General features: G+C 69.3%; 12 protein-coding genes. 3 read left to right on the top strand and 9 right to left on the bottom strand.

Annotated elements, in window-relative coordinates:
- Positions 1 to 143 precede the first annotated feature (143 nt).
- On the top strand, positions 144 to 1,208 hold the full coding sequence (locus ALI144C_RS35460) for a branched-chain amino acid aminotransferase (protein WP_076991616.1): 1,065 nt from the start codon (positions 144 to 146) through the stop codon (positions 1,206 to 1,208).
- An 8-nt stretch (positions 1,209 to 1,216) separates the two neighbouring features.
- Here the strand turns inward: ALI144C_RS35460 and ALI144C_RS35455 are convergent, their stop codons facing one another.
- Positions 1,217 to 3,751, bottom strand: a complete 2,535-nt coding sequence (locus ALI144C_RS35455) for an ABC transporter permease (protein WP_076991615.1) — start codon at positions 3,749 to 3,751, stop codon at positions 1,217 to 1,219.
- Positions 3,752 to 3,754: 3 nt separating this feature from the next.
- The gene (locus tag ALI144C_RS35450; protein WP_237774477.1) at positions 3,755 to 4,465 is read right to left on the bottom strand and encodes an ABC transporter ATP-binding protein; all 711 of its coding nucleotides are present in this window, start codon (positions 4,463 to 4,465) and stop codon (positions 3,755 to 3,757) included.
- Between the two features lie 394 nt (positions 4,466 to 4,859).
- Here ALI144C_RS35450 and ALI144C_RS35445 point away from each other — a divergent pair, with 394 nt between their 5' ends.
- Positions 4,860 to 5,066 (top strand): MbtH family protein, encoded by a 207-nt coding sequence (locus tag ALI144C_RS35445; RefSeq protein ID WP_076991613.1) that lies wholly within the window; start codon positions 4,860 to 4,862, stop codon positions 5,064 to 5,066.
- On the opposite strand, the gene ALI144C_RS35440 is transcribed toward ALI144C_RS35445, so the two are convergent.
- The 7 genes from ALI144C_RS35440 to ALI144C_RS35410 all read right to left on the bottom strand — a co-directional run bounded on the left by ALI144C_RS35440 (position 5,056) and on the right by ALI144C_RS35410 (position 11,586).
- Positions 5,056 to 6,255, bottom strand: a complete 1,200-nt coding sequence (locus ALI144C_RS35440) for a cytochrome P450 (RefSeq protein ID WP_076991612.1) — start codon at positions 6,253 to 6,255, stop codon at positions 5,056 to 5,058. The two genes, ALI144C_RS35445 and ALI144C_RS35440, sit on opposite strands and share 11 nt — an antisense overlap.
- A 64-nt stretch (positions 6,256 to 6,319) precedes the next feature.
- Complete coding sequence (locus ALI144C_RS35435; RefSeq protein WP_143231062.1) at positions 6,320 to 6,913, bottom strand: GNAT family N-acetyltransferase; 594 nt, start codon at positions 6,911 to 6,913, stop codon at positions 6,320 to 6,322.
- Positions 6,914 to 7,051: 138 nt separating this feature from the next.
- The gene (locus ALI144C_RS54860; RefSeq protein WP_143231061.1) at positions 7,052 to 7,411 is read right to left on the bottom strand and encodes a hypothetical protein; all 360 of its coding nucleotides are present in this window, start codon (positions 7,409 to 7,411) and stop codon (positions 7,052 to 7,054) included.
- 12 nt (positions 7,412 to 7,423) lie between these two features.
- Positions 7,424 to 8,431 (bottom strand): dTDP-glucose 4,6-dehydratase, encoded by a 1,008-nt coding sequence (gene rfbB, locus ALI144C_RS35425; protein ID WP_076991609.1) that lies wholly within the window; start codon positions 8,429 to 8,431, stop codon positions 7,424 to 7,426.
- Between the two features lie 20 nt (positions 8,432 to 8,451).
- Positions 8,452 to 9,069: a dTDP-4-dehydrorhamnose 3,5-epimerase family protein gene (locus ALI144C_RS35420; protein ID WP_076991608.1), complete on the bottom strand. Its 618-nt coding sequence runs from the start codon at positions 9,067 to 9,069 to the stop codon at positions 8,452 to 8,454.
- Positions 9,070 to 9,090: 21 nt separating this feature from the next.
- Positions 9,091 to 10,461 (bottom strand): NDP-hexose 2,3-dehydratase family protein, encoded by a 1,371-nt coding sequence (locus ALI144C_RS35415; RefSeq protein ID WP_076991607.1) that lies wholly within the window; start codon positions 10,459 to 10,461, stop codon positions 9,091 to 9,093.
- Between the two features lie 15 nt (positions 10,462 to 10,476).
- The gene (locus tag ALI144C_RS35410) at positions 10,477 to 11,586 is read right to left on the bottom strand and encodes a DegT/DnrJ/EryC1/StrS family aminotransferase (protein ID WP_076991606.1); all 1,110 of its coding nucleotides are present in this window, start codon (positions 11,584 to 11,586) and stop codon (positions 10,477 to 10,479) included.
- A gap of 409 nt (positions 11,587 to 11,995) precedes the next feature.
- On the opposite strand from ALI144C_RS35410, the gene ALI144C_RS35405 reads away from it, so the two are divergent.
- The gene (locus tag ALI144C_RS35405; RefSeq protein ID WP_237774476.1) at positions 11,996 to 12,646 is read left to right on the top strand and encodes an LmbU family transcriptional regulator; all 651 of its coding nucleotides are present in this window, start codon (positions 11,996 to 11,998) and stop codon (positions 12,644 to 12,646) included.
- Positions 12,647 to 12,702 lie beyond the last annotated feature (56 nt).

Raw genomic sequence — 12,702 nt, 5'->3', positions numbered from 1 at the left:
AGACAGGCGTTGTTGCCGACGCGGGTTTTGCGCCGTATGGTGCCGCCCAGCGCAACCCGGACCGAGGAGTCACATTGACGCGCGAAATAGCCGAAGCTGAATTATTGGAGATCGTTCGGTTACCAATTCCCGACGAGGGCAGGATGACCGGCGAGCACCGCGCCGAGCGGATGCGCACGCCCGGGTTCGGGCGGGTGCTCACCGAGCACATCGTGTCGATCACCTGGACGGCGGACCGTGGCTGGCACGACGCGGTGCTGCGGCCGTACGACGACCTCCGGCTGGCCCCCGCCTGCGTCGGCCTGCACTACGGCCAGTCGGTCTTCGAGGGCCTGAAGGCCTACACACTCGCCGACGGCCGCGTCGGCGTCTTCCGCCCGGACGCCGCGGCACGCCGGATGCGCCGGTCGGCGCGGCGACTGGCGATGCCGCAACTGCCGGAGGCGGTGTTCGTCGACGCGGTGGACGCGCTGCTGCAGGCCGATCGCGCGTGGGTTCCCTCCCGTCGCGGCCAAAGCCTGTACCTGCGGCCGTTGTTGTTCGCCAGCGAGGCCGACCTGTCGCTGCGCCCCGCGCACGAGTACACGTTCCTGCTCATGGCCTTCGTCACCGACGGCATCTTCGAACACCAGGTGAAGCCGCTGCGGGTCTGGCTGTGCGAGGACCACGTGCGCGCGGCGCCTGGCGGGACGGGCGAGGCCAAGTGCGCGGGCAACTACGCCCCGACCCTGCTCAGCCAGCAGCAGGCCAAGGAGCGCGGCTGCGACCAGGTGGTGTGGCTGGACGCCGTGGAACGGTCGTGGGTCGAGGAACTGGGCGGGATGAACATCTTCTTCGTCATGGGGCCCGCCGAGACGCCCCGGCTGGTCACCCCGCCGCTCGGCGGGACCATCCTGCCCGGTGTCACCCGCGATTCCCTGATCACACTGGCCGCCGACATGGGATGGCCCACCCTGCAACAGCCGATGAGCGTGGCGCAGTGGCGTGCCGCCTGCGCAGGCGGCGAGATGCTGGAGGCGTTCGCCTGCGGCACGGCCGCCGTGGTCACCCCCATCGGCACGGTCGTGTCCACTTCGGACGAATGGGTCGTCGGCGGTGGCGCGATGGGCCCGGTCACCCGCCGACTGCGTGACGCGCTGATGAACCTGCACTACGGCACGGCGCCCGACACCCACGGGTGGGTCCACGTCGTGCCGGGCACCGGCTGAGCACGCGTTCATTCCCTGATGCCGATCGCGTCGATCGGCTTGGGCCGCATCGCCAGCCGCGCGGGCAGCATGATCGAGAACCAGCCGAGCAGTGCGGCGACCGCGAGGATGCCCAGTACCGCGAGCGGGGGGATCGCGGGCAGCGGCGACTCCGCCAGTCCGAGGCTGATGCCGATGAGTGGCGGGGCCGCCGCGAGTGATCCCAGCACCAGCGACGTGACGATCACCAGCCCGGTCTCCGCCCGCATCATCCGGATCACCTGGCCGCGGTTGGCGCCGATCAGCCGCAGCAACGCGAACTCACGCACCCGCGCGGCGGTCGCCATGACGAGGGTGTTGACCACCGCGATCGCGATGTAGCCGAGCAGCACCGCGTTGACGATCAGGTTCACCGTCGACTCGCCGGCGATCTGGCGTTGCTGGGCGGCCGAGAACGCCGCCCGGTCGGCGAGCGCCGCACCCGGGTACTGCCCGATCACCCCGGCCAGCGCGGTGTCGGCTCCCGGCTGGGCCTTGACCAGCACGGCGGCGTCCAGCCGGTGGGTCGTGTGGTCGACGACCACGTTGTGCGGCAACGTGATGTCGCCGAAGCCCAGCCCGTTGCCGTAGACGGCGATGACCCGGGGTTTGATGGCGGTGCCGTCACCCAGGTGCATGTCGACCGTCTCACCGATCTCCACACCGATCGTGGCCGCCGCCGACACGCTCAGCGCGACGGTGTCGCCCTTCAGGTCCTGTAGCCCGCCCTCACGCACGTCCAGGTCCAGCGTCCCCTTCAGACCGTCGGCCGCGATCCCCTGCGTGGTGAAGGGCTCCGCGGCCGCGTCACCCGCTTCCGTGTACCGCACAAGGACTTGGGTCCGTGCGACCGGCGTGACCGCCGTGACACCGGGCACGTCACGAACGGCGTCGGCGACCTCCGGCGACACACCGGACGCCGAACTGGTCACGACGTAGTCCGCCGTGATGCCTTTCTCGGTCTGTTCCAGTGCTGTGGCCGACGACGTCGTCACCGTGAAGATCTGCACCGCGGCCATGGTCACTCCCATGATCAGCGGTGTCGTGGCCGTGCTGAGCTTGCGGACGTTGGCCCTCGCGTTCGCCGCCGCGAGGAACCCGCTGGCCCGGCTGGAGATCGACACCAGCGGCGCGAACGTCCGGATGGCACCGCCGAGCAACCTCGGCCCCAGCAGGCCCACCGCGATGACGAGCAGCAACGCCGCACTGGCCGCACCGGCGACCGCGGCCTGCCCGGGGATGGTCAGCGGCAGCGTGGTCGCCAGCGCCACCGCGCCCAGCGCGAGCAGCCAGCCGGTGCGCAGCCTGCCGCGGCTCAGACCAGGTGGCTCGACCGCGGCCTCACCGAGGGCGTCGATCGGGCTGATGGTCGCGCCACGCCGGGCCGCGACGTACCCGGCCGCTCGCGCACCCGCCACACACAGCACCACGCCGATCAGACCGGGCACCGGGCCGATGGCCAGCTCGAAGTCCGGCGGGATCGTGCCCGCCGCGGCGAACGCGTCCCGCAACACCCACGCGACCAGTACACCGGGCAGCACGCCGAGCACCGCGGCGACACACGACACCAGCAACGACTCGGCGCCGATCATCCGGTGGATCTGCCGCGGTGTGGCGCCGATGGCGCGCAGCAGGGCCAGTTCCCGTCTGCGTTGCTGCACCGACAGGCCCAACGTGCTGGCCACGACGAAGACCACGACCATCACCATGCCGCCGCCGAACGAACCGGCGACCACCGCGAGGAATGACCGGGTCTGGCCCACATCGAGGAACTCCGCGTCGCCGCGGTCCCGCCCGGTGTGGGCCACGACATCGGGCACGGCGGCGCTGATCCGCTCGGCCAGGACCGTGGCATCGACGCCCGGCTGCGCGAGCACACCGATCGCGTCGACCCGATCCGGCCGCCCGGCCAGCTCCCGCGCCTGGTCGTCGTCGAAGAACACCGCAGACTGCCGCCGCAACTCGCTCGAGGACACGGTTCCGGACACCCGGTAGCGCACGGGCTTGGACCGCACCGCCAGCTCGACCGTCTGGCCCGCCGCGACTCCGGCGCGCTTGGCCAGGTCCGCGTCGAGCACGATCTCCCCACGCCTTGGCGGCGCGCCACCGGGTGTGAGGGTGAACGACCCCAGCGCGGCCGAGGCCCAGCCGTGGCCGAGCACCGCGCCGCCGTCCGGCCCGGCCACCACTGTCCTGTCCGGACCGACGAGGTTGGCCGCGAAACCGATGTCGCCGACCGCGGACGCGACGCCCGGCACCTTCGCGACGTCGGCGACCCGGCTGGCGGGCAGCGTGACGCGTTCACCGAACGCCGGGTCGATGTCCTCGGGCAACGGCAGCGACTGGTCGGCGCCGACCACGACAGCGGCGGCGGCGTAGCGCTCGGTCGCCACGCCACCGCCGAACCCCGACTCCAGCAGGATCCCGCTCGCCGTGACCGCGGCCGAACCGCAGAACACCGCGATGAACGCGGCGACGAACCCGCCTCTGCGGCCCTTGATCGTCTTCCAGGCCAGGCCAAGCACGGTCTACCACTCCCCCAGGTTGGTCATCCGGTCGGCGATCTGCTGCGGGCTCGGCCGGTCGGCCTTGGCGACCAGCCGCCCGTCGGCGAGGAACAGCACCGCGTCCGCGGTCGACGCGGCGACCGGGTCGTGCGTCACCATCACCACGGTCTGGCCCATCATGTCGACGACCTCACGCAGCAGCCGCAGGACCTGGCGGCCGGATCTGCTGTCCAACGCGCCGGTCGGCTCGTCGGCGAACACGACCTCCGGCCGTACGACCAGTGCCCTGGCGATCGCGACGCGCTGCTGCTGCCCACCGGACAGCTCGCTCGGCCGCCGCTTGAGGTACTCGGCGAGTCCCACCGCGGCGGCCACCTCACGGACGAAGTCCTTGCGCGCCGACTTGCCAGCCAGGCGCAGCGGCAGCGTGATGTTCTCCTCCACGGTCAACGACGCGACCAGGTTGTACGCCTGGAACACGAACCCGACCTTCGCCCGCCGGACCTCGGTCAGGTTGGCCTGGCTCAGCCCGGACAGCTCGATGCCGCCCAGCCACACCCGGCCGGCCGACGGCAGGTCCAGACCGGCCGCGCAGTGCAGGAACGTGCTCTTGCCCGAACCGGACGGCCCCATCACGGCGGTGAACGTCCCCGGGTGGATACCGATGCTGACGTTGTTCAACGCGGGGACTGCGGCTTCGCCGGTTCCGTACACCTTGGACACGGAATCCATGCGCACGGTGTAAGCGGACACGGGCGTCGCTTTCGTAGCCGTTGACATGCCATGTGAACCTAAGACAAGGCGGTACCCGCGCGCACTAGCAGAACCTCCACCGTATCGGTATATCCAGGTATACCTCCATTCGCGGCGCGCACGAACGGCGGTAGACCTCTTTATACCCATGATCGGGCAGTAGCCACTACTGATTCTCCTGGCGATGGCCTGCTTCACTGGTTTCTCACACCGACTTGGTTCCCCGCCGACCCCAGGGGAACTCCACAGGTTCGTACGGGCACCCCCCAGAGCCCGTACGAACCACCTACTTCGCTTGTGCGGAAAGCAGCTTGTCGGTCCCCGTCGCGGGCTGGCACTGTGGGCGGCAGTGCAACTTCCGGGGAGGCCAGGGATGCGAAGCCCGTTCGATGACGAGAACGCCACCTACGTCGTGCTGGTCAACGACGAGGAGCAGCAGTCGTTGTGGCCGTTCGGGGTGGCCGTGCCCGCGGGCTGGACGAACGCGTTCGGGCCGTCGTCCCGTTCGGACTGTCTGGCTTTCGTCGAGCGCGAATGGACCGACATGCGCCCCCGCACGGCACGGCCCGTCACCACCTGACGGGCAGCTCCCGTACCGAGTAGAAGACCGCGTTCTCGTTGAACACCAACTCTTCCAGCGGCACGGCCAACGCGAGCGCCGGGATTCGCCGGTACAACGTGCCGTAGACGACCTGCAGCTCCATCCGCGCCAGCGGCGCTCCCAGGCACACATGCCTGCCGTGGCCGAAAGCGACGTGGTGACGCGCGCTGCGGCGGACGTCGAGCGAATCGGGGTCCGGGAAGGCGGCGGCGTCCCGGTTGGCGGTGCTCTTCACGGCGATGATGCCGTCACCCGCGCGGATCCGCGTGCCACCGATCTCCAGGTCCTCGCGTGCGACACGACGTGCTTCGGTGTGCGTGATGGACAGGTAGCGCAGCAGTTCCTCCACCACGTCGACCGCCCGCGCCGGGTCTTCGCGGACCACGCGCAACTGGTCCGGGTTCGCCAGCAGCGCGACCGTGCCGAGCGCGATCATGGCGGCGGTGGTGTCGTGCCCGGCGACCAGGAGGAGTTGCCCCAGCACGGCGACGTCCCGCGGTGTCATCGCACCGGTCCGGACCTGCTCGACGGCCAGTGCGCTGAGCAGGTCGTCACCCGGGTCGGCGTTCTTCCTGGCCACCAACTCCGCCAGGTAGGCGTTCAACTCCTCGCTGGCGGCCATCGCCCGGCCGGGATCCGGCTCGTCCATCACGAGCGTGCGCGCCACCTGCTGGAAGAAGCCGCGGTCGGCGTACGGCACACCGAGCAGTTCGCAGATCACCCGGGACGGCACCGGCAGGGCGAACGCCGCCACCAGATCCACCGGCTGGGGCCCGGCGAGCAGATCGTCGACGAGGTCGTCGACGATCCGTTGGACCCGGGGCCGCAACGCGTCCATCTTCCGGACGGCGAACTGCGGGGTCAGCAGCCGCCGCTGGGCGGTGTGTTCCGGCGCGTCCATCTGCATCATCGTGGTCATGGTCGTGTCACGCGCCTTGCTCACCGCGTTGGTGTGCGGGAAGCCGGGCTGAGTGGCGTCGACGCTGATCCGCGGATCAGCGAGCACCGCACGCACGTCGTCATAGCGGGTGACCAGCCACGGCGTGCTGCCGTCCCACAACCTCACCCGGGAAACCGGTGGCTGCGCGGTCAACTCCGGTGCCGGATCGAAGGGACACCGCGTCGCACGGGCCATCGGAAACTGGAGCAATTCTGGGGCGAATTCCATGCACGCATGATGCTGAGCTCAAACACGCCGGTAACCGGACATTTCCGGCGAGACCTGCGTCACATCATCGACGGAGGTGCACCTGGCACAACCTGCCCAACGGCCTGCCGTCGCACTTGGCGGCGACCCGATGAGACGCCACGTTCTCCTCCGCCGCGCTGTAGAACAGCACCTTGTCGTGGTCGGCGAGAAGCGTTGCCCACGCACGCACGACCACCGGCGCCAAGCCGCGTCCGCGGTAGCCGTCCTCGGTTCGCACGCCGACCTCCGCGGCCCGCTCGGTCCAGCGCGCGCAGTGCGCGAGGCTTACGACATGGCCACCCTCCACGAGGGCCGCCCACGGCCCGGCCTGGCCCGACATCAGCAACGCCCACTCGTCGGCTGCCCAACTCGCCGGGGGCTGGAGATCACACGGCTCACGCACGAGGGACAGACCGGTGGGTGGCTGCGGCAGGTGCGTCGGGGATGCCAGTACCCAGCTGCGTTCCAGGTTCACCGCCGTCGGCGTCGTCGGCGACAGCTCGGCATGCCCGTCGATGACCTCGACTTGCCCGTCATAGGTCGTGACCGTCACGAACACCGTGTCGCCACCGACACCACCGGGTTCCCTGCCCCAGATCGTGTCGGCTTCCACCCGCAGCAGAGCAAGATCATCCATGTGACCGAAGCCTAGTCCCGCGCGGGGCGTTGACAATCGCCCGCACAGCTGGTTCCTGTCGCACAAGATCGACGCTGGGCGCCCGCGGCGGGCAGGTCGACTCCTTCGAGGTGTCCCTTCGGGCGGCCGCAAGGGCCGCTACTGTCCGGTGTGGAACGAAAGGCCCGCCTTCTCGCAGACGACGATCTCCGTGTCGCCGTCCGCACCGCAGGTCCAGCCCCTGACCGCGATGGGCTCATCGCCCTCTTCGACAGCGCGGTACTCCGTGATGACGGCGACAGCCTCGGCGCAGTCCACGAGGCCTGCCGCCGTCCGCTCGGCGAGCACGTTGCCCCCGCAGTCGACCACCTGCGCGGCAGGCGCAGATGGCGACGTCGATGGCGGAGCAGCCGACAACGGTGGAGGTGGCGGCGGGGCGGGAGCGGCGGTGCTCGGGCTGGAACACGCCACGGCCAGAGCGGCGCACGCCAGCACGGCCCCGACTGTCAGGCCACGCATACTGTTGTCTCCCTAGGATTTCGTGGCCCAAGCGCTCTCGTTCACCGGGCTGCGGTCGCGCAGCGGCTCCCACCACGCCCGGTTGCCCGCGTACCAGCGGATCGTCTCCCTGACCCCGGTGTCGAAGCTGACCTGCGGCTCCCAGCCCAGCTCACGGCGGATCTTCGCCGAGTCGAGCAGGTAGCGCCGGTCGTGCCCGGGGCGGTCGGGCACGGTCTTCTTCAACGAGCCAGGCAGGCCCAGCTCGTCCAGCACCAGGTCGGCGATCTGCTCCACGCTGGCCTCCAGCCCGGTGCCGACGTGGTACGTCTCGCCGATCCTGCCGCGCTGCAACACGGCGTCGATCGCACGGCAGTGGTCGACGGCGTGGATCCACTCCCTGCGGTTGTGCCTGGAGGCGTACACCGGCAGCGGTTCACCGTCCAGCGCCCGGGTGGTGAACAGCGGCAGAACGTTCTCCGGGAACTGGTTGGGGCCGTAGTTGTTGGCGCAGTTGGTGATCGTCACCGGGAGGCCGAACGTCTCGTAGTACGAGCGCACGGCGTGATCGGCGCCCGCCTTGCTGGCGTTGTACGGCGTGCGCGGCCGGTAGGGCGATTCCTCGGTGAACGCCTCGTCGGCGTCCAGCGGCAGGTCGCCGTAGACCTCGCAGGTGGAGATGTGGTGCACGCGCTTGACACCCGCGCGCAGGCAGGACTCCAGCAGCGACTGCGTGCCCAGCACGTTCGTGCGGAAGAACCGGGCGGGGTCCAGCACGGCCAGGCTGTTGTGCGATTCGGCCGCGAAGTTGACCACGGTGTCGATCCCGTGGTCGGCCAACACGCGTTCCACGGCGACGCCGTCGGCGATGTCCGCGTGCACGAACGTGATCCGCTCGCGGATGTCGGTCAGGTTGGTCTCGGTTCCCCGGTAGGTCAACGCGTCCAGCGCGACCACGGTGTCGGCGGGGTGTTCCCGCAGCCAGTACCGGGTGAAGTGCGAGCCGATGAACCCGGCCGCACCGGTGACGAGCAAACGCATCTGGGGCACCTTTCGATGGATCAGACCGGCCTGGCGTTGACCAGTGGACTCGCCTCGATCCGCAGACACGTGGCGTAGTCGGGCAACAGGCCGCGCGCGCCGGCCTCGGCCAGCGTGGGCGCGTCCAGGTCACGGTCGGACAAGACGGGGTCGATGTCCTGCGGGATCGGCAGGCCGAGGTCCGGGTCGAGCACGGACAGAGCCAGTTCGTTCTCCGGTATGTAGCTTTGGGACAACAGGTACGACATCACGGAGTTGTCCTCCAGCGCGACGAACGCGTGCCCGACTCCCAACGGCATGTAGGAGGACCGGTACGACTCCGGGTCGAGGATCACCGCGTCCCACTTGCCGTAGGTCGGCGACCCTACCCGGATGTCGACCACGATGTCGAGCACCTTGCCGCGCGTGCAGTAGACGTACTTCGCGGTGCCGGGCGGGGTGGACGTGTAGTGGATGCCACGCACCACCCCGCGCCGCGACATGCTGATGTTGGTCTGCGTCACGGCGAACAGCGGTTTGCCCACCGCGTCGACGAAGGCGGCTTCCTGGTACGGCGACACGAAGTGGCCGCGGTCGTCGGCGAAGATCTTCGGCGAGAACTCGACCGCGCCTTCGACGGCCAGTTTCCGTGCCTGCATCCGAGTGTCCCTCCTTGGGATTCACCACAAGCTGTGCACGCACGCCAACAGGCTGCGTGCCTCGATGTTGAGGTAGTGCCCGTGCCGCAACAGGTCCATCAGCTGCCGCACGGTCAACCAGCAGAAGTTCGGCGGCACTTCGACGGGGAACTCCTCGCCGACCTCCACCACCTGGTAACGGGTGAGCGCGTTGAGGAACCGGCCGCCTTCCTCGGAAAGCACGGTGTCGTAACGGATCCGCCCGACCTCACCGGTCGCGACGCCCTTGACGAACGGGTCGTCCACGTCGGCCGGGTCCCGCCCCGGCAGCAGCTGCACGGTCGGTCCCATCTCGACCAGGTCGAGCAGCCCGATCTCCGGCCGGGCCTGGACGAGCACGTGCAGCACGTCGTCGATCGGCCGCGTCACGAAGATCGCCAGCCCTTGGCCGCGCGGTTCGAGCAGCGGCTGGGTCCACGCGGCGACCTCGCGGTTGCCCGCCTCGACCCGCACGCCGATGATCCGGAAGTCCCGCCCGGCGTCGTCGGCGATCTCGTGCTCGGTGCGTGTCCAGTTGCGCACCTTGTCGACCGGGATCAGGCGGACGCTCCAGTCACACATCGTCTTGGCTTCGGTGAACCAGCTCAGCGCGGCACTGGTCGTGTGCAACGCCTTGTCCGACAGGTACGAGCGGGTGAGCGCGTCGGCGAACGACGTTCCCTTGGACTGCACGGCCTCGTCGGGCTGCGCGAAGGGCATGCAGGACAACACAGTGCGCGCGTCCATGTTCACCAGGTTGTCCACGCGCATCAACTCGCGCACCAGGTGCAGCGGCAGCCACCGGTAGTCGTCGTTGACCGGCACGTCCCCGGTGATCTTCACGACCACGTTGCGGTTGCGTTTGCGCCAGAACCACGCGCCCTGCTCGGACTGCAGCACGTCGACGAGCACCTCGCCGCGGTCCGGTCCGATGAACAGGTCGAGGTACCGGGTGGTCGCGCCGCGGTGCACCTGCGTGTAGTTGCTTCGGGTGGCCTGGACGGTCGGCGAGAGCTGCAACGTGTTGACGTTGCCCGGCTCCATCTTGGCCTGCATCAGGCAGTGCAGCACCCCGTCGAAGTCCTTGACCACGATGCCGAGCAGGCCGATCTCCGGCTGGTTGATGATCGGCTGCCAGCTGACCGCCTCACCACCGACCTGGACCTGCAGTCCCTCGACGGTGAAGAACCGGCCGCTGTCGTGCCCGAGGTTGCCGGTCGCCTCGTCGAAGTGCCACGTGTCCAGGTCGGCGAACGGGATCCTGGTCACGTCGAACCGGCCGGTCCGGTGGCGGTCGGCCCACCACTGGTCGAACTCCGCGATCGTCGTCAGCACACCGTGCCGGGCAACCGGCTGGGCACTCGTGGAAGTCACGGCAGGTCCCTTCCGTCAGAGGGTGGCAAGGACTTCGCGCAGCGCGTCGATGACCTTGTCCTGTGCGCCGCGGGTCAGCGACGGGTACATCGGCAGCGAGAAGATCTCGCCGGCCAGCCGTTCGGTGACCGGCAGCGAACCGGGTTCCACACCGAGGTGCGTGAAGCCCTGCTGGACGTGCACCGGCCACGGGTAGCTGATGTTGAGGTGGATGTCGTGCTCGCGCATCGCCGCGATGATCCTGTCGCGCTGCGGGTGGCGCACGACGTGGACGTAGTAGACGTGGTCGTTGCCCGGCGCGGTGGCCGGGAGCACGAGGTCGGTGTCCGACAAGGCTTCCGCGTACCGGTCGGCGATCGCGCGGCGACCGGCGAGGTACTCCGGCAGCCGGGTCAGCTTGCGGCGCAGGATCTCCGCCTGCACCTCGTCGAGCCTGCTGTTGTAGCCCGGCGTCCGCACGACGTGGTAGACGTCCTCCATGCCGTAGTAGCGCAACCGGCGCAGGTTCGCGTCCAGCTCGGGATCGCTGGTGACCGCGGCACCGGCGTCCCCGTAGGCGCCGAGGACTTTGGTGGGGTAGAAGGAGAACGCCGACACGATCCCCATCGAGCCCGCGATCCGGCCGTGGTGCGTCGCGCCGTGCGCCTGGGCGCAGTCCTCCAGGATGGGCAGGCCGTGCCGTGCCGCGATCTCCTCCAGCGGCGCCATGTCGACGCACTGGCCGTAGAGGTGCACCGGCAGCAGGCACTTGGTGCGGTCGGTGATCGCCGCCTCGACCTGGTCGACGCGCATCAGGTAGGTGTCCTCGTGCACGTCGACGAAGACCGGTGTGGCACCGACGGCGTCGATCGCGATCACCGTGGGGGCAGCGGTGTTCGACACGGTGATGACCTCGTCGCCGTCGCCCACACCGAGCGCGCGCAGGGCCAGCACGATCGCGTTGGTCCCGTTGTCGACGCCCACGCAGTGCGTGGCCCCGTGGTAGTCGGCGAACTCCCGCTCGAACCCGGCGACGCTCGGGCCGAGCACGAGTTTGCCGGAGCGGAAGACCTCGTCCACCGCGGCGAGGAGGTCGGCCCGCTCGCTTTCGTATTCGTCCAGATAACCCCAGACATATTGAGTCATGGTCGGCGTCATCCTCCAGCACGCGTGGGATCACAATTCGAATGAGCGACATCAAGACCGACCGATGACCAACGGGCAGATGCGTCAACGTTGGATTCCGGCGATTCCGCGCTCCCCAGGAAAACTACTCACGCCGCGCTCGGTCGTCAATTTCCGTTCCGAGTCCGCAGCCGTCGATTGATTGTTCGCCCGCCCGCCGTCCGCTGCCCGGCGGGCGGGGCGTCCCGCTGGCGGGACGCCCGTGGACACCCTGTGTCAACGAAGTTGTCCCGGAACTCGCAGGTACCCGGTTCGACCTGACTGACCTGCGTTGTCCGCTCTTGCCAACACTGGCAACATGGCGTTCAGGGGGACAACCGCCGCGTGGGGTGCGCGGAGCCACTGGGGAAAGAACTGGGGAACGAAGCCAATGCCAATGAGCGAAGGCTCGGCCGGACATACCGGGTTCAACACTGGGGTCAAGCGGGAACAACGGGGGTCGTCGGCGCAGTCGCCCGGCGCCGCGTTGACGATGCGGACGTGTCTCGCGCTGCCCGCGAGAATGCCGCTGGACGAATGGCGGCGAATAGGCCGCCAGATCTTCACCATCTCGGACTCGTCGGGCTGGTGGTTGGGTGATTGGCTGATCTACGGGCAGTCGGAGTACCCCGACCGCTACAAGCGGGCGATCGACGAGACCGGCCTGGACTACCAGACGCTGCGGAACTACGCGTGGGTCGCGCGCAAGTTCCCGCACGAGCGCAGGCGCGAGACGCTGAGCTTCCAGCACCACGCGGAACTGGCGAGCCTGCCCGAGGCCGACCAGGCCGACTGGATGGACCGCGCGGAGAAGCACCGCTGGTCACGCAACGAGCTGCGCAACCGCGTCAAAGCCAGCCGCCGGGCAGGCGACGGGACAGCGCCCGCCGCGCCGGGCAAGTCCCTCCCGGACACCCGGTTGCAGGTCAACATCATCCCTGACCAGCAGCAACGCTGGCAGGACGCGGCGGCGACGGCGGACAAGGACCTGCTCACGTGGATCGTCGCGGTGCTCGACGAGGCGGCCGCCGCCCGGGAGTGATCGGTTGTCCGTGAACGAATGGCCGGGGGCGGCTTGCCACCCCGGCCATTTCGCGG

This window comes from Actinosynnema sp. ALI-1.44, from assembly GCF_001984155.1.
Classification (GTDB): Bacteria; Actinomycetota; Actinomycetes; order Mycobacteriales; family Pseudonocardiaceae; genus Kibdelosporangium.
Note: the sequence above shows the minus strand (reverse complement) of the source record. Positions and strands in the feature narration are given on the sequence as shown.

Coding starts and splice junctions, on each gene's coding strand:
- ALI144C_RS35460 (WP_076991616.1), top strand. CDS start 144: ATGACCGGCGAGCACCGCGCCGAGCGGATGCGCACGCCCGGGTTCGGG.
- ALI144C_RS35450 (WP_237774477.1), bottom strand. CDS start 4,465: ATGGATTCCGTGTCCAAGGTGTACGGAACCGGCGAAGCCGCAGTCCCC.
- ALI144C_RS35445 (WP_076991613.1), top strand. CDS start 4,860: ATGCGAAGCCCGTTCGATGACGAGAACGCCACCTACGTCGTGCTGGTC.
- ALI144C_RS35440 (WP_076991612.1), bottom strand. CDS start 6,255: ATGGAATTCGCCCCAGAATTGCTCCAGTTTCCGATGGCCCGTGCGACG.
- ALI144C_RS35435 (WP_143231062.1), bottom strand. CDS start 6,913: ATGGATGATCTTGCTCTGCTGCGGGTGGAAGCCGACACGATCTGGGGC.
- ALI144C_RS54860 (WP_143231061.1), bottom strand. CDS start 7,411: ATGCGTGGCCTGACAGTCGGGGCCGTGCTGGCGTGCGCCGCTCTGGCC.
- rfbB (WP_076991609.1), bottom strand. CDS start 8,431: ATGCGTTTGCTCGTCACCGGTGCGGCCGGGTTCATCGGCTCGCACTTC.
- ALI144C_RS35420 (WP_076991608.1), bottom strand. CDS start 9,069: ATGCAGGCACGGAAACTGGCCGTCGAAGGCGCGGTCGAGTTCTCGCCG.
- ALI144C_RS35410 (WP_076991606.1), bottom strand. CDS start 11,586: ATGACTCAATATGTCTGGGGTTATCTGGACGAATACGAAAGCGAGCGG.
- ALI144C_RS35405 (WP_237774476.1), top strand. CDS start 11,996: ATGCCAATGAGCGAAGGCTCGGCCGGACATACCGGGTTCAACACTGGG.